Raw genomic sequence first — 24,046 nt, forward strand, 5'->3', positions numbered from 1 at the left:
GCCCGGCTCCGCGAGCACCTCGACGAGCGGGGCCTTCGTCTTGTAGAAGACGACGGTGATCAGCCCGAGTCCGAGCCGGCGGCACAGCCCGCTGAGCTCGCCCCAGCGCTGGTTCACCGCGCCCTTCTTATCCCGCACGCGTTCCACGGCGAGATAGACGTTCGGGCTAAGGCGCAGCCGTTCCACCCCCTGCAGCAGCAGGGCGAGGTTGAACGATTTTTTCATCTCCACGATCAGCGGCTGATCCTCGTCTTCCCGGATGCCCACCAGGTCGCAGGTCCGCACCTCACCCTTGATATCATAGCCCTGCCGCTCAAAAAAACTCTTCAAAGGAGCATACAGCTCCGTTTCCTGTTTGATCGCCATTGTACTCACTCCTGCGCTCTTAATGCAGCGTAATTATTTAAGGGAAATCATGATTCTCTATTATAGCACAGCAAAAAAGAGGTCAACTATTCCGGGCTCGCCGCATAGGTATGTAATACACTTTCTAAGCTTGGTGGAGCAAGTAGGAGCGCAAGAGGAGGCAGCGAGCCATGGATATTTTTGAGCGTATAGCTTCGTATCGGGCTGAGAACGACCGTTTGGCGTGGAGCGGCACTTTCAAGGACTATATAGAACTGCTGAGACTAGACCCCTCTCCCGCTAAAACGGCTCATTCCCGCGTATACGACATGATTAAGTCACACGGCGTCGAGGACATCAACGGACGTAAACGGTATAAGTTTTTTGAACAGGAAATCTTTGGGCTGGACCGTGCGGTGGAGAAGCTGGTGGAGGAATACTTCCATTCCGCCGCCCGGAGGCTGGATGTGCGCAAACGGATCCTGCTGCTGATGGGACCGGTCAGTGGAGGCAAGTCGACACTCGTCACCCTGCTCAAACGCGGACTGGAGCAATATTCGCGTACGGATGCAGGTGCGGTATATGCCATTGCGGGCTGCCCGATGCACGAGGATCCATTGCATCTGATTCCGCTGGAGCTGCGGCCAGAGATCGAGCGGGAGCTTGGTGTACGCATCGAAGGCAATCTCTGCCCGTCCTGCCAGATGCGGCTGAAGAATGAATACCAGAGTGATATTGAACAGGTTGGAGTAGTCCGTGTGCTGTTGTCTGAGGAAGAACGGGTAGGTATCGGGACCTTCAGTCCGTCCGATCCGAAGTCGCAGGATATTGCCGACCTGACGGGCAGTATCGACTTCTCAACCATCACGGAATTCGGCTCGGAATCCGATCCGCGCGCCTACCGTTTCGACGGGGAGCTGAACAAGGCTAACCGCGGGGTAATGGAGTTCCAGGAAATGCTGAAATGCGATGAGAAATTCCTGTGGAATCTGCTGTCGCTGACCCAGGAGGGCAATTTCAAGGCCGGGCGCTTCGCGTTAATCTCGGCGGATGAGATGATCATTGCCCACACGAATGAGACCGAGTATAAATCCTTCATTTCCAATAAAAAGAATGAGGCTCTCCAGTCGCGCATGATCGTCATGCCGGTTCCTTATAATCTGCGGGTCTCGGAAGAGGAGAAAATCTACGCCAAGCTCATCGGCCAAAGTGATATGAAGCATGTGCATATTGCCCCGCATGCGCTGCGGGCGGCGGCGATCTTCTCGATTCTGACCCGGCTTAAGGAGAGCAAGAAGCAGGGCATGGACCTGATCAAGAAGCTGCGCATGTACGACGGCGAAGAGGTGGAGGGCTACAAGGAAGCCGATCTCAAGGAAATGCAGACCGAGTACCTGGACGAAGGGATGTCCGGCATCGACCCGCGTTATGTCATCAACCGTATCTCCAGCGCCTTGATCAAAGGCGACCTGCAGTGCATGAACGCGCTGGATGTGCTGCGGGCGATCAAGGACGGCCTGGACCAGCATCCTTCGATCACGAAGGAGGAACGCGAGCGTTACCTGAACTTCATTTCCATTGCCCGCAAGGAATACGATATTCTCGCCAAGAGCGAAGTGCAGAAGGCGTTTGTGTACTCTTTTGAAGAATCCGCCAAAACATTGTTCGAGAACTATCTCGACAATATCGAAGCCTTCTGCAACTGGTCCAAAATCCGCGACCCGCTCACGGATGAGGAGATGGAGCCGGATGAGCGGCTGATGCGCTCCATTGAAGAGCAGATCGGCATTTCCGAGAATGCCAAGAAGGCCTTCCGCGAGGAGATTCTGATCCGTATTTCCGCGTACTCCCGCAAAGGCAAGAAGTTCGAGTACAACAACCATGACCGGCTGCGGGAAGCGATCGAGAAGAAGCTGTTCACCGACCTGAAGGATATCGTCAAAATCACCACCTCCTCCAAAACGCCGGATGAGAGCCAGCTGAAACGCATCAACGAAGTCAGCCGCCGCCTGATTGACGAGCATAACTACTGCCCGATCTGCGCCAATGAGCTGCTGAAATATGTCGGAAGCCTGCTGAACCGCTGACGGGGACGCAGCTTCACGGATCTTGGGGACTGCCGGAAGGTAGTCCTTTTTCCTGTCACGGCTGAATATGTGCTGGTTCGTATAAAAGGGAATACCCGGCCATAATTATGACTTCGCTCGGATATTCCCCTTATAAAGATAGACCGGGCCCGGCTTACTCCTGAAGCTCCTTGGCCTCCTGATTTTTGCCGCCAATAGTAAAGCCTAATTGTCCGTTATACTTGCCTACCTGTCCGGTAACGCCTAAGCCTGCGCCCTGACCTCCGCCGAGCTGCGCCTTGGCCTGGGCACCGAGCCCATTTTCACCGCCGAGCTGCAATTGGGTCTGGAGTCCGGCACCTTGACTTAAGCCCAGATGGCCGCCGGCCTCTGCACTCAGACCGTGTTCACCTCCGGCTTGTGCCCCCGTATGAAAATTGGCTCCCTGGCCGCCGCCCAGCTGGGTAGCTGCCTGGGCAGCCAGCCCGTATTTGCCGAAGGCCTGGGCTTCTGCATTAAGTCCAAGACCCTGGCCGCTGTCCAGATGGGTGTTACCTTGTGCCTGGATTCCATAAGAAGTGTTGCCGATGTGGCCGCCTGCATGCATACCAGCGCCGGTGTATGCTACATTCCCGCCGGCATTTACACCGATGCCGTGTTTACCGCCCACTTCACCTCCGGCATCTACATGAATCCCTTGCCCGCTGCCGACATCTGCGTTCATATGCCCTTTTACGAATTCATTTTTTACACTTTGGTTTTTTGTTGCCGGAAGGGTTTGACCGGGTTCTGAGCGGACCAGATGGTAATAATGCGAGTAAGGAAAGGAAGTGTTACGCGGAGAATAAGGATAGGCGGATGGATAAGCTTGACTGTTCGGATATTCGTTCTCAAAGGTCATGAGGGTACCTCCATTATTCAATTAATTACAACAGCCTATTCATCTCACCCTTGAAGTGATACGATTCAGGGGAGTTAAAAGTGTGTTGTAATGACAGCAGCGCTGTGCTACATTATGAATGAATTAAATATTATTCACTCAGGCACGGAGGGCTTACGGATGGAAGATAAGAAGGCTGAGATTTTCAGATGCGGCAAAGAGCTGTTCAGCTCCAAAGGCTTCAAGGACACCAATATTTCCGACATCACCAAAATGTGCGGGTTCGCCGTAGGCACGTTCTACAATTATTACGCCTCGAAGGAGAAGCTGTTCATCGATATTTATCTGCAGGAGAACGAGAAGCTGAAGCGGAGCATCCTGCAGTCTTCGGTCAATCTGGACGACGAGCCTGCCAAAGTGCTCAAAGAAATCATGGCGCTTAATTACAGCGGGATCAATACGAATCCAATCCTGAAGGAATGGTACAACAAAGCTCTATTCAGCAAGCTGGAGAAGGAATTCTATGAGCATGGCGGAATAGAGGGTATTCATGAAATGATGAACAGCGGCACGCTGGAATTAATCCGGTACTGGAAGACCAAGGGGAAGATCAGAGAGGATCTGGAGGACGGCATGATTCTTGCCTTGTTCAACTCCGTGCCGTATATTGACATCCACAAGGAAGAGATCGGGGTTAGCTATTTTCCGCAGATCCTGGATTATTTAGTCGAGTTTATCATGAAAGGCTTGACGGATACACAGCATTGACAAAGGTCTCCGGCTTCTTTTGGCCGGCGGCAGAATACACTATTAAATGTTCAGTGGATGTACTGGGCATTTTATTCCGGCTTGAAATGAATGAATATAATTAAGTTCATTCATATTTTAAAAATATAACGAATTGAGGCGCTATTATGAAGACTATCATTATTTACAGATCAGGCCGCAGTAAGAACACACAGAAGATTGCAGCTGCTATGGCTGAAGTGCTGGGTGCAGATTTGGCCAAAGTGGAGGACGTTAAGCCGGAGATGCTGTCCGGATATGACCTGATTGGCTTGGGTTCAGGCATTTACGCCTCCAAAATCCACCGCAGGATGTTCAAATTCATCAAAAAGATGCCGCTCCGGGACAAGAATGTCTTTATTTTCTGCACATCCGGGTCGGGGGAATTCAAGAATAAAGCGCTGGTTAAGGCAAAGCTGGCGGCTAAAGGCTGTAACGTCATCGGTGATTTCAACTGCCCCGGGGAATTCAGCCCGCTGGGCTTCAATCTCGACAAAAAAGGCCATCCCAATGAGCAGGATTTCGCGGCTGCCCGCAAGTTTGCGGCTGGATTATTAGATAAAGCTTCCTTAATCAGCTAGAGTAATGCAGCAAAACTGGAACAGACCCGCTGGCTGCCGGTTGTTATAATGGAATCAGCTTTGTGTTATGGAAAGGCTGGTGGAGCACCTGAATTACAGCAGGGAGATCGAGCGGAGTATTGATTATATTGAGGAGCATTTGCGGGAGAACCTGACGGCGGAAGAGATCGCGTCCCAGGCGGGGTATTCGCTGTATCATTTTTGCCGGATGTTCAGCCAATGCCAAGAGATGCCGGTCATGGAATATGTGCGCAGCCGGAGGCTGTCCCTGGCAGCAGTAGAGCTGTTTGGCGGGCGGCGGATTACGGATATTGCGCTGGAGTATGGTTTTGAGACCCCCGGCGGTTTCGCCAAAGCCTTCCGCAAGGCCTTCGGCTACAGTCCTTCGCAGTATGCGGCGCGGATGGACGGCTATCTCCGGGACAGAGCGGTGTACCAAATCGGGGATTATATCAGGGAGCCCGTGATGGTGAGCAAACCGGTGTTTAAAGTGGCTGGTTATGGTATAGAAACGAACGTGGAGGCCGGAAGTTATACGCAGGACGTCGCTTCCTTCTGGTATTACTATGAGGGTGACAATCTGGAGGATAAAATGTACGCCAAGCTGAACCCGCCGAAGCACGGGGAGGTTGGCTTATGTATTCCGGCAGATGATGGCGGCAACGCCGTCTACCTGCTGGGGGTTATAGTGGAGGACTTCAGCCAAGTCTCCGCAGACATGCTCACGGCTGTGGTGCCGGCGGCGAAGTATGCGGTATTCACGACACCTCCGGTGGATCTCAGCGATGAGGAGAACCCGGATACTTTTGCCCAAGTGGTGAAGTCTACGTGGCAATATATCTTCGAGGACTGGTTCCCGGAAAGCGGCTATGTACACGACGAGGGGAAGCTGAACTTTGAGTACTACGACGAGCGGTGCCATGCGCGGGCGGACACGGTGATGGAGATCTATGTTCCGGTGCGGGAGCGGGCGGGGGTGTAGTGTCAGAAGAGGATGAAGGGTTAAACTGGAGGGTTTCATGAAACCACTTAGCAGGTAATTGTAAAGATGTGGTACAATGGGGCCGTCAGTTCAGTTTAACAATATACATCCGGCAAAGGAGTTAACCATGGCTAAACAACGCAGGATTATTCTAACTATAACCGTATTGTACACATTGTTTATACTTTTTTTTATGTTCTTCGCCTTCGGCAGAGGAGAATCGAATGACCACTCGCTTGGCTACACCTTTATTTTTATGCCCGACAACTTCATTACGTTACCGTCTTTGGCGGAGCTTCTGCATCCCAGCCTAATGAGTATGGTGGGTTTCGGGAACACTATTGCGTTTATTCCTTTCGGTATATTGATTCCATGGCTGTACCGGGTCAGCTTCGTCCGGTTCATCACCCTATTCTTCATAGCGATTCTTGTACTGGAAACGATCCAGGCGCTTACGTTCCTCGGCAGCTTCGATATCAACGATGCGCTTCAGAATACGATTGGCGCAGCCCTCGGTTTTGGGGCATACAAGCTTGGTTTCCGTTCCCGCAGCCTCGGGCGCAATCTGGTGACAACGGCTATATCGGGGTTGGTTCTTTTAATAGCTTTATGGGGATTAGGCGCTGCGTTAGAGAAAATAACAACTAAAGTAGAGGGCCCGTTTGTGGCGATCCATGAATGGACGGACAGTTCGGGTAATTCATCCGCTGGAGACAAGCCGGACAGTATTCAAATCATCGGCCAGAAGGTACCGCTCCGCTATAACCTATATGGCGCTGAAGGCGGAGATTCCAGAACGTTCACGTATAAGTCTGAGGGACAGACGATTTTTTCTTTCTACTATGGAAGCCCTGAACCAACCGATTATTCCGGAAGCATCAGTATGACCCTGGATGGCAGGGAGATCCTGACCGGTTCTGGAGAAGATCAGCGGAGTAATCCGGAAGTGTTCCCGTCACTATTCTGGATACCCCTCGAGCCGGGGAACGAGCTGAAGATCACGATTAAGGGCGAATTAAAAATATGGGATGTCGGGTATAAGCGGATGCAATATTTCTGGAACTAAGTTCATAGCGCAGGCTGCGATTTGTTTCTTCTGGACAGTCAAAAGGATGTGTTTAAGGATTTTCAGATACCGCTTGGTAAACTGTTTGACTTGGAAGTCTAATACGACAAGTAGAAACGGCTTCGCCGTCCTCTTAAAGGACGGTACCGTTTCAGCGAGAAATAGAAGGATAAGTTATCATGTGCAACGTATAAATTCTTATATTTTCAAACAAGCCGCAGTTTAATTGCATATCGCAATCAGCCTGCGGCTTGTTAGACGAGAATATACATGTTACCTACATAAACTTCCTCTGCACCTTTTTGCCGTCATAGGTAAAAAGGGCTTTTTTGTCTTCCACAACCGTTTGCAGGTGTACGGTGCGGCCCCATAATGAGTAGATATGCGGAAGCGTGCGCTCCAGATATTTCAGATCCAGCTCGATGCTCTCGTAGCGGTGGGCGATCAACAATTCGCCGTTGCGCTCATAGTCGGCATCCTGGACGACGAGGTACGGTGAGCCGCCGTTAACCCGGGCCAGCACAAGCTGGTCACGCACATTTTCCCAGGCTTTGTCGGTGATTTTCCATTCCGGGCCTTTTTTCTCGAAGACGTAGAGATCAAGGTCATTAACCAGTTGCTTCGACAGGTAGCTGCGGATAAAAGAGATGTCGGAATCCAACTCGCGCACCTCAAACATTTTATCCCGGTCCCAGCGGCGTTCGATGTCCTCGAAGATCTTCAGTCCCAGGTAATAAGGATTCAGGCTCTGGCGGGAAGGCTGCACCACGGATGAATTGAGCTTGGCGTATTCCACCGTTTCCTCGGCCGTCAGATCCAGCTCGCGCATGATCCGCTGATGCCAGTAGGAAGCCCAGCCTTCGTTCATGATCTTGGTTTCCATCTGCGGCCAGAAATAGAGCATTTCGTCATGCAGCATGGTCATGATATCGCGTTGCCAGTCTTCGAGGGCGGTGGAATACTGCTGGATGAACCAGACAATATCTTTTTCCGGCTCCGGAGGGAAGGTTCGTTTGCCGGCAGTTTCCGGCGTTGGCGGGACGACATCACTCTTTTCCAGATCCCACAGCTCGCTGTAGGCATTCGCAGGGCCGGGACCGCCGGGAGGGGAGTCCTTGCGCTCCTTCATTTTGGCTTCGAGCAGATGGGTTTTGCCCAGCTTGCGCGGCTGGATCAGGCTTGGATCGATATGCTCCTGAATAGCCAGCACAGAATCAATGAAGCTCTCCACCGCATCCGTTCCATAGGTAACCGAATAATCGGCGATCCGGTCGGCGGTGGCCGACATGCTCTCGACCATATCCCGGTTGGACATCGAGAAGCGCATATTGTTCTTGAAGAAGTCGCAGTGCGCCAGCACGTGGGCGACAATCAGCTTATTCTGCACCAGGGAGTTGCCGTCGAGAAGGAAGGCGTAGCACGGATTTGAGTTGATCACCAGCTCATAAATTTTGCTCAGGCCGAAATCGTATTGCGACTTCATTTTATGAAAAGTCTTACCAAAGCTCCAGTGTCCGAACCGGGTGGGCATCCCGTAGGCACCGAAGGTATAAATGATATCCGCAGGACATATCTCATAACGCATCGGATAAAAATCGAGGCCGAAGCCGGTAGCAATCTCCGTAATCTCGGCAATCGCCCGTTCCAGCGCTTTAATCTCATCACCGGGCATGCATCCATCTCTCCTTCCAGCTTGTGAACCGTTCTTCCTATGTATATGGGCGGAGGGGAGGGAGTATGATGGCGGGATGAAGGGGCTTATTGAGCCCAGCCCGTTTACAAGAAAAAAAGCCTAATCCATTAGCGATTACGCTGTAATACTTGTGCAAATTCCTCTTCGCTGTTGCTGTATGTGGAAATTCCTGTATTGCGATCTTTCTGTGCTTGTTGAAGCTGTGACAGAACGGCATCGTCTTTAAAGATAACTGAAGTCATTCTCTTCTTCTGTTCATCTGTAAATATAGGCTGTTCATCCTTCCTCTGTTCCAATTGTTCCTTGGAAATGGACATTCTGCTCACCTTCCTTTTGCTCATTCTATCATTAACGGGGTCTATGATTTGTTATGCAATCATTTGGTAGAGGAGCTTAGCAGAAGTTATTTCGATACATGACTTAGACGCAGTGTTCGAATCTCAACATTCAACTCATTGTTTGCGGTATGTGACACAATCATGCCATCCTTAGATTGTAGCAACTCCTTAGCCGCTTCTTGGGGGTCTTGAATAGCACGGATCAGTGCGACTTCATCTACAAACTTGGTGTTGCCTTCGGTATGTGATGCAAGGATTTGAAGCTTGACGTATTGATCGGGATAAATCTTACGAACTTCTTCCCACTGCATGGCGGGCACCTCCAATTGGGTTTGTCCTTATATTGTATCAGATTATTGGCCATTAAAAAGCTCTCCAAAACGATGAATATCGTTCATGGAGAGCCTTTTTTGCGTAAGCCCCGTGCCCAGCCTAAATATTCATTATTCTGCTTCAGTGTAGAATATTTTAAGTAGAATATTCTGCGAATAATTTCCAAAGTGCTCCCCGAAAATAGTAAGTCCACCTTTGTTTTTAGAATGATCATCAATACTAATCTTCAACTTGATGAAGGGGGAATCTTCGATCTTTAAATTGGCAAGTGTAACCGATGATATTTTTTGACCGTCTATTCCGGTATCTTTCTTGGTGACTCTTAAATGTTTTAAAAGGCCGTATTGGCTAAGTTTGTTATCCCACCAGGTTGGTGTTAATTTTCCGCGTACATCTGAAAAATTTCCTGGAGCAGTCCAGGTGCCTAAAAAAACATCGTTTATATAAAACGCGATATCACTTGGCCAATTATTATTGGATTCAGGAAACTCTGAAGAAAGCTCCAGGGATAACTCTAATAATTCTGCAGTAAAATTTTTGTTAAAATCATTCGGAATAATATATTCAACGAAGCCCTCCGCAAACCAAAGTAATGAAGCATCGATCCGGTCATTGGATACGAATGCCCGTTGATCATCTAACTTTCCGATTACTTTAGTTGGGCTAGCTAATCCACATGTAGGGGTGACTGAAAAATTAGAATAGTATCCAAGCTTGATTTCATTAGTAATCACATTAAAAGGAAGATGAAGTTTTTCTGGTAAGTTGATGGAAATATGATCAACAGCAAGAATAAAATTCTTCTTTCTGCTATCGGTAACCTCTAAGTTTTCCTGGAGCTTGATGATCTTGGCGTCCTCTAGTAATCGGATATGGCGTGAAACGATAGCTTTGCTTAATTTTAGTTTTTTGGCGAGCTCACTAACATTAAGAGGCGTATGTAACAATAATTTGAGAATGGAAGCTCTTGTGTCAGATGCCAGTGCTTTCAAAACAGAAATACCATTCTCATCGAGTTCTAAGAACATATGTACCTCCTCACTCGGATTTACTAGCGGAATCAATTCTCATAAATCTAGCTTCTAGCGGCTGTTGAACATTATAACTCACATTTCGTACCCCGCCAATACTTTCCGTATCTGAAAAATCAAGTGTATAACATATTGTTAACTTTTTTGTTTACAATAAGAGATCTAGTTAAGCGGTGACTTTCTTTTGTATACCACAAAGTTGAAAATCAGGAATAACGTTGATACAAGCTTGAAAGAACGTTTTCATCATGATAGTATTTGCTTGCTTGGACAAGTGAAACAAAGAAAAATAAGTTATTTTGGGGAGGGTTTACTGTGAAACACACAAAAAAGTTAACTATTATTGTTGCGGGACTATTAGTTTTTTCACTTCTTTCAGGGTGTGGGAAAACTAGTGATTCAGCTAGTAATGGTGGAAAAGAAAGTGGCAAAAAAGAAGAACTTCGCATCAGTTGGTGGGGTGGGGATTCGCGCAATAAAGCTGTGCAGGAAGCTATAAGTAAATTTGAAGAAGAAAATCCTAATATTAAAGTTAAGGCGGAATTCGCCGGATATGCGGGTTATCAAGAAAAAATGACTACCCAATTGTCTGGAGGGACTGCTCCTGATGTTATTCGTTTAGATTCCATGTGGGTTGATCAATATGTAAATCAATTATCAGATTTGAAAGAGTTGGGTGAAGAACTGGGTCTTTCTAATTTTTCACAAAATGTGCTTGCGCCCTTAGAAAAGGACGGTAAACTGTTAGGGCTTCCCCTTTCAACTGTCTATAGACCGTTACTATATAACAAAACGGTGACTGATAAATATGGAATTGAAGCACCCCAATCTTGGGATGATCTTTTTGCAATGAGAGATAAGTTGCCCGAGGATCATTATCCGATGGCGAATTTGGTAGGGTCAAAATATGCGTCCCCGATCGTTTTTTTCTCAATTTTAGCACAGCAAACCGGACTTCCGCTTTCTGATGATAATGGGAATTTAAATTATAAAGAATCTGATTTTGAGAACATGCTATCTTTCTATCGCGAATTGGTAGAGAAAAGAATTATGCCATCCAAAAAAGAAGTGGATAACTCAGGGTCAATAGAAGGTGCGACAGCAACAGAAATAATGGAAGGAAAGTGGGTTAGCTTATTCGAGTTTACATCGAATACGAATACCATTCAAAATCAACTAAAAGAACAAGGCTTTGATTTAGAGGTAGCTGGCTTTCTTTCAATGAAGGATGAAAAGTCTACGGGTGTCTGGACGAAGCCTGCCATGGTATATTCCATTCCTGAAAAAACAAAACACAAAGAAAGTGCTGCGAAGCTAATTAACTTTTTAATGAATAGTGAAGAAGCAAATAAAATTCAAATGCTTGAAAATGGTGTTCCCGACAGCAAAGCGGGAAAAGAGGTGATTGAAAAGAACAATCTGATTACTCCTCTAACAGCTGAAATCACAAAATTAGGCGATGAAAAAAATGATAGCAAGCTTTCTACTATGTTCAAATGGGATACAGCAAAGTTGAATGATGTGTCACTGGATGTAATCACTAAGCTGGATTATGGTGAGGTCGATACGAAAGAAGCTGCAAAGGAACTGTATGCAGCTTACAAGGAACAAGAACAAAGCTTTAAAAAGTAAACATAAATGAACAACTATCATTTAACGCCCGAAATTTTATACAATGGTTTATTCCATTTTTGGGCGTTAAATGTTACGAGAGGAATGCGAATAGCCATGAATAAAAATAGGTATACAGGCTTATTCTATTTAACACCATGGTTAATAGGGATTTGTTTCTTTGTAATCTACCCATTTATCATGTCACTGTATTACAGCTTTACAGACTACTCCCTGCTGGATAAGCCTGCTTTTATTGGACTGGATAATTATTCACGGATGTTTACAAGTGACCCCACCTTCTGGATCTCGGTGAAAGCCACAATCAAATTTGTATTCTTTACCGTGCCATTTAAATTAACATTTGCACTGCTTATTGCCTATATTATGAATGCTAAATTAAAGGGAATCGGATTTTTTAGAACCGCCTATTATATTCCATCTATTTTAGGTGCCAATGTAGCTATTGCAGTATTATGGCAGTTCTTATTTAAAAGTGATGGGTTAATCAATATGGCGTTAAATATGACCGGTCTGGAAAGTATCGGGTGGTTCTCTAGCACAAGTGGAGCAATGTTTACTATTGTTTTATTACGTATTTGGCAGTTTGGTTCTGCGATGGTTATTTTTTTGAATGCGTTGTCGGAAATCCCGCAAGATTTATATGAAGCAGCCTCCATTGATGGAGCTTCAAAGTTTAAACAGTTTTTTTCAGTGACAATACCCCAACTAACCCCAATTATATTCTTTAATTTAATCTTGCAGCTTGTGCAAGCCTTCCAGGAATTTGAGGGGCCATTCTTAGTTACGGGTGGAGGTCCAATGAAGAGCACCTACCTATTACCAATGTATATATACGATAGTGCTTTTAAAAACTTTGACATGGGATATTCTGGTGCTTTGTCCTGGGTGTTATTTATTATGATTATGATATTCACGGCCATTCTGTTCAAAACGTCAAGTAAATGGGTGTTTTATGCTGACGGAGGGAAATAACATGGAGCAAGCAATGAGAAACAAAGATAACAGAAGTGAGTACCATAAAAGAAAAATCGCTTTATATTTCAAATATTTCTTTTTGATAATAGGGACTTTAATTATGCTTTATCCGGTTCTCTGGTTATTTGGGGCATCTTTTAAGAGTAATACAGAGATTTTTAAATCAATATGGTTTATGCCTAAGTCTTTTGATTTCACACCTTATATCGAAGGATGGAAGACTTCTAGCCAGTATACATTTGGAACCTACTTTTTAAACTCTTTTTTGATTGTAATTCCAAAAGTATTATTAACTTTGATTTCTTGTATTCTGACTGCATATGGATTTGCAAGATTTAACTTTCCTATGAAAAAAGTGCTATTTCCAGTTATGATCGCTACTCTTTTTCTTCCGGGAATCGTTACTAGAGTACCGATGTATATTTTTTGGAAGAATGTAGATCTTTTGGATACTTATGTTCCTCTAATTGCCAATTCTGCATTTGCTTGTGATACATTTTTTGTATATATGTTGGTTCAATTTTTAAGAACGATTCCCGGGGAGCTGGACGAGGCAGCAACAATAGATGGGTGTAACTCCTTTAATATATTAATTAAAGTATTGCTCCCTATTCTTAAACCTACCCTTATTACAGTAGCTTTATTCCAGTTCATGTGGACATTTACTGAGTTTCAGGGTCCTTTAATTTATATTTCTTCAGTCGAGAAGTATCCTGTTTCAATTGCGCTTCGAATGGCAATGGATACGACATCTGTTGATTTTAGCTGGAATAAAAATATTGCTATGTCAATTATAGGGTTAATACCTTCGATTATTGTATATTTCTCTGCTCAAAAGTACTTTATTGGCGGTTCTACAGCAGGCGGAATTAAAGGATGATAACAGATAAAGAACTGACCAATGTAACAACATATGAATGGATAAGATAGGAGATGAAGATAGATGTCACATAGGATGGAATATCCTCGTCCACAGTTAGTTAGAGACGCATGGCTTAACTTAAATGGAGCATGGCAATTTGAATTTGATGACAGGAATGTTGGAGCTGCACAGCGATGGTATGATCCAAGTGAAAATTTCAGTCAGACCATTCAAGTTCCATTTGCTTTTCAAACCCCTGCAAGTGGAATACACGATACCTCTTTTCATGACTATGTCTGGTATAAGCGTAATTTTACACTTGATCCAGGTTGGTATAAGAAGCGTGTTGTCTTACATTTTGGAGCGGTAGATTATAGAGCTTGGGTGTATGTGAATGGTCATTATATCGGCATGCACGAGGGAGGACACACTCCATTTTCTTTTGATATTACGCATGCATTAACCGGGCAGGAGGAACAGGTGACTGTTCATGTTGAGGATCTTTCACAGGATGAAACTATACCCCGGGGTAAACAGTTCTGGTTAGAGAAGCCGGAAAGCATCTGGTATACCCGCACTACAGGGATTTGGCAGACCGTGTGGCTGGAGGCGGTAAACCCTGTTTATATTCATCAGGTGAAGTTTGAACCCGATGTAGATCAAGGGAGCATTGGAATAGAAGTTAAATCTGAGGGATATGGATCAGAAGAATTAGATTTGGATATTCGTATTTCTTTTCGGGGAGTACCTGTTATTCAGGATCGGGTACGGTTGCTGCAGCCTATAACACGTAGAACGGTAGATCTATTCGGTTTGAAAATATTCCGGACAAACTTTCATCATGCCGGCTGGACCTGGACTCCGGAAACTCCTAATTTGTTTGATGTTGAAATGAAGCTTTATGATCATGGGGTTGAGGTGGATTGTATACAATCGTATTTCGGCATGCGGAAAGTTCATACAGAGAATGGTATGGTCTATCTGAATAACAAACCTTATTATCAAAAGCTTGTACTGGACCAAGGTTATTGGCAGGAAGGATTACTTACTGCGCCAACGGATGAACACCTGAAGAAAGATATTGAATTAGCTAAAGAATTAGGGTTCAATGGTTGCCGTAAGCATCAAAAGGTAGAGGACCCGCGGTTTTTATACTGGGCAGATCGCATAGGGTTCCTTGTATGGGGAGAATGTGCTGCCAGCGCCTCTTACAATAGTGATGCTGTAGCCCGGTTAACCAAAGAATGGATTGAAATTATTGACCGTGACTTCAATCATCCGTCTATTGTTGCATGGGTTCCGCTTAACGAAAGCTGGGGAATTCCGATGGTGAAATCGAATAAGCAGCAGCAGTATCACAGCTTAGCCATGTATAGTCTTATTCATTCCTTGGATGATACCCGATTAGTGATATCGAATGATGGATGGGAAATGACACGAACTGACATTTGTGCGGTACACAATTATCAGCATGGCAGAGCAGATGAGCCCGATAAGTATGAAGAATTCAAGCGGATTCTGTCCACGAAGGAAACGTTGCTTGCTTCCAAGCCATCAGCCCGCAGCGTATATGCAGATGGTTATGAGCATCAGGGAGAGCCAATCCTGTTAACTGAATTTGGGGGTATAAGCTATAAGGCTGGCGCTGACGATGGTTGGGGATATACCAGTGCACAATCTTCGGAGGATCTTGTTCTAGAATATGAAAGAATTATGAAGTCCGTATACGCTTCTAAGATTATTTATGGTTATTGTTATACGCAGTTAACAGATGTTGAGCAAGAAATTAACGGTCTATTGGCATATGATCGAACACCCAAATGCGATATGTCGTTAATTAAAGAAATTAATAGTCAATGGCATCTGCGGACAATTTAACCGGAACATATTGAATGATAAAGGAGTTTATGAATCCATGACAAATGAAATATTGCTTCAAAAAATTGGACTGGTAGTAGACAAGCTTATGAATCTGGGCGGTAGCGACTATGAAAAGGATAAAACCGTGGTGCAGGCCGATACAAGAATAGGGATTGTGCAACGGGATTTCGGAATTGAAGAATGGGACTGGCCGCAGGGCGTCGGCCTGTATGGTCTGTACAAGCTGCAGAAGTATTACGGCGATCAACGTTATATGGAATTTTTGCAGCATTGGTATTCCCGTAATCTGGAGGTTGGACTGCCTTCAAAAAACATTAATACTACAGCTCCTTATTTGGCTTTGGTTCTGCTCCTGGATCAGCTTGAGCCTTCCAGCCAACTGGAACAGCTATGCCGGGAACATGCAGATTGGCTCCTTCATGAGTTGCCCAAAACCAATGAAGGAGGCTTTCAGCATACGGTCACTGCGATTGGCAACCGGGATGGAATTCACTTGCACAATGGACAGCTATGGATTGATACGCTCTTTATGGCGGTTCTGTTTCTGAACCAGGCCGGGCGCAAGTTCAACCGTCCGGAGTGGCAGCATGAAGCTGAACACCAGATTCTGCTCCATATCAAGTATTTGTTCGACAAGCATACCGGCCTGTTCTTCCACGGCTGGAGCTTCGAGCGTAATGATAATTTCGGCAGTATCTTCTGGTGCCGCGGCAATTCCTGGTTCACTTATGGTATCGTCGATTACCTGGAAGCTTGCCAGGATACAATTAGCCCGGGTTTCCGGAAATTTCTGGTGGACACGTATAAAGCTCAGGTCAATGCCTTGGTCTCCCTTCAGGCAGCTTCCGGCCTGTGGCATACAGTCCTGCAGGACCCCACCAGCTATGAAGAGGTATCCGGTTCGGCCGCCATTGCCGCAGGTATCCTAAGAGGCATTAAAGCCGGTATTCTGGATTCTTCCTATCAAGCTGCGGCAGACAAGGCCATTCAGTCGGTATGTCAAAATATTAGCGGAGATGGAACCGTACTGAATGTGTCGGCCGGAACCGGTATGGGATTGGATAAAGATCATTACAAGAACATTACCCTCATGCCAATGGCATACGGACAGTCCTTGGCTCTTATTGCCTTGTATGAAGCTTTAAAATAAACCCTGCGTAAGCTCATTTATTCATCTCTTCTTGGATACAAATAGCCTAATCCTTGAGCATTTACGCCAAAGGATTAGGCTATTTTATCTTCTTTACCCAGTTACTCGTAAACCCGCACCTCAATAATCTCCGCGTACTCGCTGCCGTTAGTCTCCAGAACGATAACGCGCAGGCGATCAGTTGTTACAGCTTCGGCAAGTGTGTGCACATGCTTGCGCTTGTGATTGTCACTTCCTGCGGCGACTGCTGTCCAGTTGCCGTCCATGTAAGCTTCAATACGATAATCCTTGACGAGCGTTGGCAGGATTTCGTAAGGCGTGATGTGATGATGCAGGTTGATCAGGTCCTCATTCACATCATCATTGAAGGTAACATGCACCTGGCGGAGGGTCACCGGGGCGGTCCAGGCCAGCTCCAGCCATTCCTCGCGGCCGGATTCCAGCTGCTCAGAGGACCATAGATGTGGGCCTCCGTAAGGACGGAGGTATCCGTCCGTTGCTTTGACCGCAGCGAAGGCATGCGATGGCGCAGACAGGCGGATGCATGGTGCAGTATGGTCAAATTTCTTTTTGTCCCACAGGACTACGGGCTGTGCGGGCTGATTCTGGAAATCCAAGGATACTACCGGTGTGTCGCTATGCCCATAGGCGAGTATCCCCGAAGTCGGCTGATCTGCCATATGCAGGGTGATTGCCGCATTAGCCTTGATGATCAGAAAAGCATTGCGCGGCGTCTCCGGTTGCCAGTGCAGGTCAAGCTTCACCCATTGCTGGTTCCCGGATTTGACAGAAGCCGACGCGGATTGCAGAAGCGCATACGGAACATAATTCTCGGGCCGGCCGGTCTCCCACAGCTGGACGGTCAGCTCCGCTGCTTCGCTCGCATCGATCAGCAGCTCAATTCCATCAAGCAGAGGATCAACCGGAAGGGTGATACCGATGTCGGTGGTAAGAGGGACACTGAATGCCGGATGCTCCACTGCGAAGCGGCTCCGTTCGCTGGAGGCGCTGACGGCAGCCTGGAGTGCCAGGTCGGCTTCGTCTTCATTGTTCAGACCCAGGATAGAGGCATCCTGGCGGAGCATCGTCTGCTGCAGCTCCTTCAGGTGGTTCGCATGCAGTTCGCGCGGCGTTACCCCCTTGGCGGCGCAGAGCGCAGCGCCGGTGCCGGCTGCTTCGCCGATGACCGCGCAGGTAGCCATAACGCGGGTCGTCCCGAACGCCACATGCGAGGCGCTGATGTCACGGCCGGCCATTAGCAGATTGTTCACATTCACGGAATACAGTGAACGGAACGGAATGTGGTAGCTGCCGTCAGAATACATATGCTTCGAGCCGGATTCGGTGGCATAGACACCCTGCGGCGGATGCAGATCGATCGACCAGCCGCCGAAGCCAATGCGGTCCGCGAATTCACGCTGTGCAAGGATATCGTTCTGGTTCAAGATATAATCGCCTACGAAGCGGCGGTATTCCCGTTTGCCGGGAAGGGAGCCGACCCATTCCAGGGTCATATTCCCGGCGTCAAATTTACCGGAATTCTTAATATAGTCCCAAATACCGTAAATGATGGACCATAGCTCGTCGCGAATGGCCTCGTTATCATGAACGGTATCCTGTTCGCCGCCGAACTCAATCCACCAGTATGCGCAGCCATTGTCGCCGCTGCGGATGATGCGGTTCTCGGTGATTGACGTTTGTGTAATATCGATGGCCATAGCCGGAGCTATATATTTGACCGGATGACCGGCATCCTTGGTATAGAAGAGCAGGGTGCTGCCGAGAGTGATATCATCTGCAACCAGCGGTGCCCATTCTTCGCCCAATTCATCGCGCGCTTCGCGGCCCATCCGGAATTCTGCACCAGCCAGGAAGCCGACCAGCCCGTCCCCGGTGCAGTCCAGATAGACCGGGCTCTCAAAACGGATGCTACGCTCTGATCCCATCATCCATCCGGTAACCGAACGGATCTGCCGCCCGCCGCCCGCTTCCTCACCGGCCTCGGCTTCATGCACATCCGTGTTCAGAAACAGCTGAATATTCGGTTCAGCCTGCACGGCTTCAAGCACAACCATATCCCATAAGTATGGATTACCGTCCTTGTTGCGGTACTGGTTCTCTACAAACAGCTCCCCCATTATCCCCGTCTCCCGGGCATACCGGTGAATGCCGTGTGAGGTGGCGCCGCACACCCATACCCGTACCTCACTGCTGGAGTTGCCGCCAAGCACTGGACGGTTGTTGACTAGTGCGACCGTCTGCCCCAGACGTGCCGCTGCAATCGCCGCACATACTCCTGCCAGACCGCCGCCTACAACGGTGACATCCGTTTTGACCGTTTCTTTCCGCATTGTTGAACCTCTCCCTTAACTGTGATAATATATCCGTAATTTCATAATAAATGACCTGTATATCAAATAACATGCATATAATTTCTTTTGATATATACTTTATTTCATTTCAATTACTGGTTGGAGGGAGAGTTGTGCATGCGAATTAATTGGTCAGTTCATCCAGTAGCCTATACGTATTGGGAGAAGAAGGAACAGTTCCTGCTGGAGTATGACACGTATCCTGTGTGGACGATATTTGCGGTTGAACAAGGGCAATTCGCCTACCGGTTCGGAGATCATGAGGGAGAAGCCGGATGGGGGGATATCATCGTATGTCCGCCGGGTACGGCCTTTTACCGGAGAACGGTCACAACTTTAACCTTTCATTTCATCCAGTTCGAATGGGAGGAGAAGCCGGGGCTTGAAGAAGCAGCCGCAACGCTAGGCGGAAGGTGGACGGTCAGGGATGTGGAGCGTCTGCTGTCGACTTACCGTTATATGAGGAACATCGGAAGAAGCATTCAGGAGGAGCCGGGCTTTGGAAGGATGAAGCATATGCTGGAGGATTTGTGGAGACTCCTTGATATCGAGCGCAGCTTTGCGGCGGAAGAAGTGCAATCCGAAGGGGAGAGTTCCGATCAGGACATGCAGAAGGCCAGGCAATGGTTGCTTGAGCATGCCTGCACCCCTATGACGATGCAGGAGCTGGCGGCCGCGCTTAGTATCACACCGGTGCAGTTAACACGGCGGTTCCGGGCAGCGTATCAGGCGACACCTTCAGAATTTGTGACCGGACTCAGGCTCCAAAAAGCCTGCCGGCTGCTTGAAGATTCCACACAGTCCATTGAAATCATCGCCCAGCAATGCGGTTATGAGAATGGCTTCTACCTGAGCCGCGTGTTCAGTGCGAAGCTTGGTTTAACCCCCTCGAAGTACCGCAAGCTGCACCGGCTATAAGAATTCACCAAATATCAGGTTTCGCCTAAGAGGTACCACACCGTTCGCGGAAGAATTTGCAAGCAAGCAGTCTTCTACACAATAAACGCGCCTCTCCGAATAAGGAGGGCGCGCTGCAGGAAAGTTCATATTAAGGCTGTCATCATCACACCGCTGTGCAGCTGCGGCTGAATTCTATTGCTGCTTCGCATACCACTCGGAGAACTGCTTTTGGTATTCGGCGATGTATTTGTCAATACCGGCTGCTTTTAACCGCTCAAGTGCCTTCGGGTAAGCAGAATCATAATCACTGAAGCCGCTGCCGATCGGGGCCAGGTATTCGGTGAATACGCCGTTCAGCTTGGTTTCTTCATTCTTGACCGGAGTATTGTCGAAGTTGAAGCCTGCGCCCTTGGAGATAATTGCTCCATCATCCCATGCTTTGTAATCGGCAATGAAATCATCCGGTACGGTGTTGTCAAAGCGCATGAAGTTTTTGTTCATCAGCAGCCAATCGGGAATCAGTGAATCGGTATTGATTTTGGTCAGACGGCCGTTAGCGTCCAGCGTATAATCGGTTCCCTCAATACCATAGGCGAACAGGTCGTACAGCTCCTGGTTTTTTTGCAGCAGGTTGAAGAACATGACATAACGCTCAGGGTCCTTGGCCGCGGCAGAGACGAAGAAGGCGGTGCTGTAGGTGCCTCTGCTGATTTTTGGACGGCCGGTGCCCAGGAAATAATTAACTAGCTTGGCTTCAGGCACTGCCTGCGAGATGGTAGCTGCGCCTTCGAACGGACGTGCTGCGGTTCCTGCCCAGAACATTGCTTTGCCGGAGTTCCAGTCAGACTGCAGCTGAGGCACATTCGTTGCGGCGTATTTCGGAATGATCCCTTTCTCGTACCACCCGTGCATCAGACCGGCATAGGTCTTGAATTCTGGGGATTCGAACCAGCTGATAATCTGATCATCCTTGGCAGACTCATCGAGGGCGATGAAATCATTTTGCCAATACAGATTCTTGTCGGTGAAGTCATATTGCAGCATTCTGCGGGCGTCCGTGTTGGCATATCCGATCAGCTCGGGGTGAAGCGCATGGACTTTATCATAGAATTGCTCAAGCTCCGCAAGGGAGGAGACCTGTGTCATTCCTGCTTCCTCCAGCAGATCCTGCCGGACCAGCACACTGTAAAATTCAGCGGAATTCGGTTTGTTGCCTACAGGTACCGCATATTGTTTCCCCTCTAGCTGGAAGGCCCGGAAGGATGCCTCGTCCACTGCTGCACTCAAATCCGCTGCTGCTGCAGAGATATAGGGAGTGAGGTCGGTGTAGAGCCCTTTGGCGACAGATTTCACCATATAGTTGGCATCCGTATAGGTCGCGAAATCTTCGCCGGTCGACAGCATCAGGTCCGTTTTGCCGCCGCCGTATTCCGTCCAGGGCAGGAACTGAAATTCAACCTCGGCATTGATTTCTTTTTTGACCACATCATAGAACTCCGTCTTAGCCAGCTCCTTCATCCGGTTCGACTCGTCCCCGTACAGCACGATCTTCAGCTTGGCCGGCGCCAGAGCCGTGCCTTCAGTCCCGCTGCCCGCCGCCGTTGCCGGTGCTGTGCCTCCATTGCTGTTGCTGTCCGTATTACCAGGGTTAGCGCTTTCATTATTGCCCTGCGAACAGCCGCTTACCAGGAATACAGTTGCCAGGAGCAAACTTAACCAGCCTTTTTTCTTTGTCATGATGAACACCCTCCTGAATTAGAATTAATCTGTGAGGCTTATATTGCCAAGGCGGTGCTCCCGTAAGCTTATTGTACAACATGTCGGAGCATGGGAGCACACACCTGATGCAACCAATATTAGGTCAATGTGTCCGGAGGATCAGCCTTTCACCGAACCCACGATAATCCCTTTAACGAAGAATCCCTGGAGAAAAGGATACAGAATCGCGATCGGCAGAACGGTCAGACAGGTCATCGCCATCTTCGCGGTCTCCAGCGGCGGGGCAATAATAGCGCCTCCCACCTGTGCGGCATTGCCGGAGGCCAGGAACTGAATGTTCGCCATCATGTTGTACATCAGGTATTGGATCGTATAGAGATCCTGATTGTTAACCAGCATCAGCGGCAGATAGAAGTCATTCCAGAACTGGAGCGCATAAAAGAGTGAAATCGTCACCAGTCCGACCCGGCCGAGCGGAATCATAATACTGAAGAAAATCCGCAGATGGCCTGCCCCGTCGATCTGTGCCGACTCGACAATCTCATGCGGGATGCTGCGGAAGTAGTTGGCCATAAGGAACATCAGGAACACACTTAGCACATAGGGAATGAACAGGCCGAGCAGCGTATCGCCAAGGTGATAGTATTTGGTGCTCAGCAGATACCACGGCAGTGTGCCGCCGCTGAACAGCATCGTGAAGTAGGCAAAGAAGGCGAAAAAGTTCTTCAGCCGGAAATTCCGGACGGAGATGACGTAGGCATAAGCAGTTGTCACCAGTACAGCGGTCAGCGTGCCCAGTACTGTTACGACCAGCGACATGGAGTAGGCCCGCAGAATCTGCTCTGCTTTGGAGCCAAACAAGAATTGATAGGTTTCGAACGTGAACCCCCGGGGCCAGAAGGAATAGCCCTCCGCAGCAATTCTCGACTCTGTAGATAGAGAACCGGATACCGCCAGCACGAACGGCACCAGACAAATGACCGAGAATACCGCAATACAGACATAGAAGAAAATAACCAGCCCTTTGTTTTCAGTAGTTTGCATCGTATCGGTCTCCTAGAATAGTTTGCTGTCTTTGTCATACCAGCCGGCCAGCTTGTTGGCTACCAGCACCAGAATGAATCCAAAGACGGATTGATAGAGCGTAATGGCGGAAGCGAAGCCGAATTCACCGGAACGGATGGCCGTGCGGTATACATAGACGTCGATAATATCGGTAGTGGGCAGTAGCAGCGGATTAAGGAACGTTACGCCCATGATCATACTCAGATCGCCCTTCAGCATGCCTCCGATTCCGAGCAGTGTCATCAGGATGATTGAAGGAATCAGCATGGGTATCGTGATTTTGGTGATAATCTGCCAGCGGGAGGCACCGTCGATCCGGGCCGCTTCATAATAGGAGGTATCGACTCCCTGCAGCACCGCATAGTAGATGATCGCGCCGTAGCCGGCACTTTTCCAGATATTCGCGAGCACCAGGATCACTACGAACAGCCACGGGCTCGAATACCAGTCCATTTGCGACAGGCCAAGCGATTGCAGCAGCTGGTTGAGAATCCCTTTGTCATAGTCGAGCAGAGAGAACAGGATGGCTCCGATAATGATCCAGGAGATGAAGTACGGGAAGAACATGACACTCTGGGTGATTTTGATAAACCACTTGCTGCGCAGCTCGTTCAATATAATGGCGATGGCCACCGAGAAAAAAGTGCCGGTCAGCATGTACAGCGCATTCAGCATAACCGTGTTGCGGGTCGCCCGCAGGGCATCCTCCATACTGGAAAAGAAAAACTCGAAGTTGGAGAAGCCCGCCCACGGGCTGCCGAAAATTCCGTCGTTAAAGTTGTAGTTTTTGAAGACGAGAATCAGTCCGCTCATCGGCAGGTACGCAAATAAAATCAGAATGATGATGCCCGGCAGGGCCAGCAGATACAGCGAGCTGTCCTTCCTCAGAGATTTGCGGAAGCGCCGGGCGCTGACAGTCCGCGTTGCCGGGACAAGCTGTCCCGCTGTGCCGGGTGTTGCCTCTTGCGTCATATACAGTCCACTCCTTTATGCTAGCGTTATCATTTCATCCCGTGATTCAGGAGAATGCTTTACATGGCAAATCATAATCCGCCACGGAATGTAAACGCTATTATAATAAACGGAAAAAAGTTAAAAAATGCGGAATGAGCGGGCTTAAAAAAACAGAAAAAGCAGAAGTTTTCTGCTTAAGAATGGTTAAATGCCTGATAAAAGCAGAGGATGGTGCTGTGGAAGGGGGGGAGTGCCGTGTATGGAGATAAATACAACATCAGAGCTAAAGAGGTAAGTTCGTTTAATGCAGCAATTTATGTATCCAGCTCCAAATGAAAATTCAGAGATAGTTGTATAATGTGCAGTTAAAAACAGCGAAAAGATGTGCTTGCATCGTATAACTGTATTCTGTACAACTAAATCTGCCCGAAC

Annotated in this window: 20 protein-coding genes and 1 pseudogene; 11 read left to right on the top strand and 10 right to left on the bottom strand. The window is 48.0% G+C overall.

What is annotated here, in order from left to right:
* A pseudogene (locus tag QW71_RS23220) lies at positions 1–366 on the bottom strand (hypothetical protein); the annotation flags it as partial.
* Between the two features lie 170 nt (positions 367–536).
* On the opposite strand from QW71_RS23220, the gene QW71_RS23225 reads away from it, so the two are divergent.
* Positions 537–2,432: a PrkA family serine protein kinase gene (locus tag QW71_RS23225; protein WP_039304496.1), complete on the top strand. Its 1,896-nt coding sequence runs from the start codon at positions 537–539 to the stop codon at positions 2,430–2,432.
* Positions 2,433–2,586: 154 nt separating this feature from the next.
* Here QW71_RS23225 and QW71_RS38180 read toward each other — a convergent pair whose 3' ends face one another.
* Entirely contained in the window at positions 2,587–3,312 is a 726-nt protein-coding gene (locus QW71_RS38180) for a hypothetical protein (RefSeq protein WP_052770142.1), read from the bottom strand.
* A 159-nt stretch (positions 3,313–3,471) separates the two neighbouring features.
* Here QW71_RS38180 and QW71_RS23235 point away from each other — a divergent pair, with 159 nt between their 5' ends.
* The 4 genes from QW71_RS23235 to QW71_RS23250 all read left to right on the top strand — a co-directional run bounded on the left by QW71_RS23235 (position 3,472) and on the right by QW71_RS23250 (position 6,706).
* Positions 3,472–4,059: a TetR/AcrR family transcriptional regulator gene (locus QW71_RS23235; protein WP_039304598.1), complete on the top strand. Its 588-nt coding sequence runs from the start codon at positions 3,472–3,474 to the stop codon at positions 4,057–4,059.
* Positions 4,060–4,205: 146 nt separating this feature from the next.
* Entirely contained in the window at positions 4,206–4,658 is a 453-nt protein-coding gene (locus QW71_RS23240) for a flavodoxin domain-containing protein (protein WP_039304498.1), read from the top strand.
* Positions 4,659–4,725: 67 nt separating this feature from the next.
* Positions 4,726–5,640: an AraC family transcriptional regulator gene (locus QW71_RS23245; protein ID WP_235441528.1), complete on the top strand. Its 915-nt coding sequence runs from the start codon at positions 4,726–4,728 to the stop codon at positions 5,638–5,640.
* A gap of 127 nt (positions 5,641–5,767) precedes the next feature.
* Positions 5,768–6,706, top strand: coding sequence for a VanZ family protein (locus QW71_RS23250; RefSeq protein WP_039304603.1), 939 nt, complete (start codon positions 5,768–5,770; stop codon positions 6,704–6,706).
* Positions 6,707–6,983: 277 nt separating this feature from the next.
* Here QW71_RS23250 and QW71_RS23255 read toward each other — a convergent pair whose 3' ends face one another.
* From QW71_RS23255 to QW71_RS23270, 4 genes are all read right to left on the bottom strand, one after another.
* Positions 6,984–8,378 carry a SpoVR family protein gene (locus QW71_RS23255; RefSeq protein ID WP_039304501.1) on the bottom strand — a complete coding sequence of 465 codons (1,395 nt, stop codon included), beginning with the start codon at positions 8,376–8,378 and terminating at the stop codon, positions 6,984–6,986.
* Between the two features lie 128 nt (positions 8,379–8,506).
* The gene (locus QW71_RS23260) at positions 8,507–8,716 is read right to left on the bottom strand and encodes a hypothetical protein (protein ID WP_039304504.1); all 210 of its coding nucleotides are present in this window, start codon (positions 8,714–8,716) and stop codon (positions 8,507–8,509) included.
* An 86-nt stretch (positions 8,717–8,802) separates the two neighbouring features.
* The gene (locus tag QW71_RS23265) at positions 8,803–9,048 is read right to left on the bottom strand and encodes a hypothetical protein (RefSeq protein WP_039304506.1); all 246 of its coding nucleotides are present in this window, start codon (positions 9,046–9,048) and stop codon (positions 8,803–8,805) included.
* Positions 9,049–9,180: 132 nt separating this feature from the next.
* Complete coding sequence (locus QW71_RS23270; protein WP_039304509.1) at positions 9,181–10,098, bottom strand: transcriptional regulator; 918 nt, start codon at positions 10,096–10,098, stop codon at positions 9,181–9,183.
* A 318-nt stretch (positions 10,099–10,416) separates the two neighbouring features.
* On the opposite strand from QW71_RS23270, the gene QW71_RS23275 reads away from it, so the two are divergent.
* The 5 genes from QW71_RS23275 to QW71_RS23295 all read left to right on the top strand — a co-directional run bounded on the left by QW71_RS23275 (position 10,417) and on the right by QW71_RS23295 (position 16,604).
* Positions 10,417–11,733: an ABC transporter substrate-binding protein gene (locus tag QW71_RS23275; protein WP_039304512.1), complete on the top strand. Its 1,317-nt coding sequence runs from the start codon at positions 10,417–10,419 to the stop codon at positions 11,731–11,733.
* Between the two features lie 6 nt (positions 11,734–11,739).
* On the top strand, positions 11,740–12,708 hold the full coding sequence (locus tag QW71_RS23280; protein WP_235441529.1) for a carbohydrate ABC transporter permease: 969 nt from the start codon (positions 11,740–11,742) through the stop codon (positions 12,706–12,708).
* 1 nt (position 12,709) lies between these two features.
* The gene (locus tag QW71_RS23285) at positions 12,710–13,591 is read left to right on the top strand and encodes a carbohydrate ABC transporter permease (protein WP_052770143.1); all 882 of its coding nucleotides are present in this window, start codon (positions 12,710–12,712) and stop codon (positions 13,589–13,591) included.
* A gap of 63 nt (positions 13,592–13,654) precedes the next feature.
* Positions 13,655–15,451, top strand: coding sequence for a glycoside hydrolase family 2 protein (locus QW71_RS23290; RefSeq protein WP_039304522.1), 1,797 nt, complete (start codon positions 13,655–13,657; stop codon positions 15,449–15,451).
* A gap of 37 nt (positions 15,452–15,488) precedes the next feature.
* Positions 15,489–16,604 carry a glycoside hydrolase family 105 protein gene (locus QW71_RS23295; RefSeq protein ID WP_200905964.1) on the top strand — a complete coding sequence of 372 codons (1,116 nt, stop codon included), beginning with the start codon at positions 15,489–15,491 and terminating at the stop codon, positions 16,602–16,604.
* Positions 16,605–16,705: 101 nt separating this feature from the next.
* On the opposite strand, the gene QW71_RS23300 is transcribed toward QW71_RS23295, so the two are convergent.
* The gene (locus QW71_RS23300; protein ID WP_039304528.1) at positions 16,706–18,955 is read right to left on the bottom strand and encodes an FAD-dependent oxidoreductase; all 2,250 of its coding nucleotides are present in this window, start codon (positions 18,953–18,955) and stop codon (positions 16,706–16,708) included.
* A gap of 138 nt (positions 18,956–19,093) precedes the next feature.
* Here QW71_RS23300 and QW71_RS23305 point away from each other — a divergent pair, with 138 nt between their 5' ends.
* Positions 19,094–19,894: an AraC family transcriptional regulator gene (locus QW71_RS23305; RefSeq protein ID WP_047013929.1), complete on the top strand. Its 801-nt coding sequence runs from the start codon at positions 19,094–19,096 to the stop codon at positions 19,892–19,894.
* A 174-nt stretch (positions 19,895–20,068) separates the two neighbouring features.
* On the opposite strand, the gene QW71_RS23310 is transcribed toward QW71_RS23305, so the two are convergent.
* The 3 genes from QW71_RS23310 to QW71_RS23320 form a co-directional block, all read right to left on the bottom strand.
* A complete protein-coding gene (locus tag QW71_RS23310; RefSeq protein WP_039304531.1) occupies positions 20,069–21,613 on the bottom strand; it encodes an ABC transporter substrate-binding protein in 1,545 nt (514 codons plus the stop codon).
* A gap of 141 nt (positions 21,614–21,754) precedes the next feature.
* On the bottom strand, positions 21,755–22,639 hold the full coding sequence (locus tag QW71_RS23315) for a carbohydrate ABC transporter permease (RefSeq protein ID WP_039304534.1): 885 nt from the start codon (positions 22,637–22,639) through the stop codon (positions 21,755–21,757).
* Between the two features lie 12 nt (positions 22,640–22,651).
* Positions 22,652–23,632 carry a sugar ABC transporter permease gene (locus tag QW71_RS23320; protein WP_039304536.1) on the bottom strand — a complete coding sequence of 327 codons (981 nt, stop codon included), beginning with the start codon at positions 23,630–23,632 and terminating at the stop codon, positions 22,652–22,654.
* Positions 23,633–24,046 lie beyond the last annotated feature (414 nt).

It is taken from the genome of Paenibacillus sp. IHB B 3415 (assembly GCF_000802655.2).
Taxonomy (GTDB): domain Bacteria; phylum Bacillota; class Bacilli; order Paenibacillales; family Paenibacillaceae; genus Paenibacillus_AQ; species Paenibacillus_AQ phytohabitans.

Coding starts and splice junctions, on each gene's coding strand:
- QW71_RS23290 (WP_039304522.1), top strand. CDS start 13,655: ATGTCACATAGGATGGAATATCCTCGTCCACAGTTAGTTAGAGACGCA.
- QW71_RS23310 (WP_039304531.1), bottom strand. CDS start 21,613: ATGACAAAGAAAAAAGGCTGGTTAAGTTTGCTCCTGGCAACTGTATTC.
- QW71_RS23265 (WP_039304506.1), bottom strand. CDS start 9,048: ATGCAGTGGGAAGAAGTTCGTAAGATTTATCCCGATCAATACGTCAAG.
- QW71_RS23240 (WP_039304498.1), top strand. CDS start 4,206: ATGAAGACTATCATTATTTACAGATCAGGCCGCAGTAAGAACACACAG.
- QW71_RS23320 (WP_039304536.1), bottom strand. CDS start 23,632: ATGACGCAAGAGGCAACACCCGGCACAGCGGGACAGCTTGTCCCGGCA.
- QW71_RS23305 (WP_047013929.1), top strand. CDS start 19,094: ATGCGAATTAATTGGTCAGTTCATCCAGTAGCCTATACGTATTGGGAG.
- QW71_RS23250 (WP_039304603.1), top strand. CDS start 5,768: ATGGCTAAACAACGCAGGATTATTCTAACTATAACCGTATTGTACACA.
- QW71_RS23285 (WP_052770143.1), top strand. CDS start 12,710: ATGGAGCAAGCAATGAGAAACAAAGATAACAGAAGTGAGTACCATAAA.
- QW71_RS23255 (WP_039304501.1), bottom strand. CDS start 8,378: ATGCCCGGTGATGAGATTAAAGCGCTGGAACGGGCGATTGCCGAGATT.
- QW71_RS23300 (WP_039304528.1), bottom strand. CDS start 18,955: ATGCGGAAAGAAACGGTCAAAACGGATGTCACCGTTGTAGGCGGCGGT.
- QW71_RS23235 (WP_039304598.1), top strand. CDS start 3,472: ATGGAAGATAAGAAGGCTGAGATTTTCAGATGCGGCAAAGAGCTGTTC.
- QW71_RS23280 (WP_235441529.1), top strand. CDS start 11,740: ATGAACAACTATCATTTAACGCCCGAAATTTTATACAATGGTTTATTC.
- QW71_RS23315 (WP_039304534.1), bottom strand. CDS start 22,639: ATGCAAACTACTGAAAACAAAGGGCTGGTTATTTTCTTCTATGTCTGT.
- QW71_RS23295 (WP_200905964.1), top strand. CDS start 15,489: ATGACAAATGAAATATTGCTTCAAAAAATTGGACTGGTAGTAGACAAG.
- QW71_RS23225 (WP_039304496.1), top strand. CDS start 537: ATGGATATTTTTGAGCGTATAGCTTCGTATCGGGCTGAGAACGACCGT.
- QW71_RS23260 (WP_039304504.1), bottom strand. CDS start 8,716: ATGTCCATTTCCAAGGAACAATTGGAACAGAGGAAGGATGAACAGCCT.
- QW71_RS23270 (WP_039304509.1), bottom strand. CDS start 10,098: ATGTTCTTAGAACTCGATGAGAATGGTATTTCTGTTTTGAAAGCACTG.
- QW71_RS38180 (WP_052770142.1), bottom strand. CDS start 3,312: ATGACCTTTGAGAACGAATATCCGAACAGTCAAGCTTATCCATCCGCC.
- QW71_RS23245 (WP_235441528.1), top strand. CDS start 4,726: ATGGAAAGGCTGGTGGAGCACCTGAATTACAGCAGGGAGATCGAGCGG.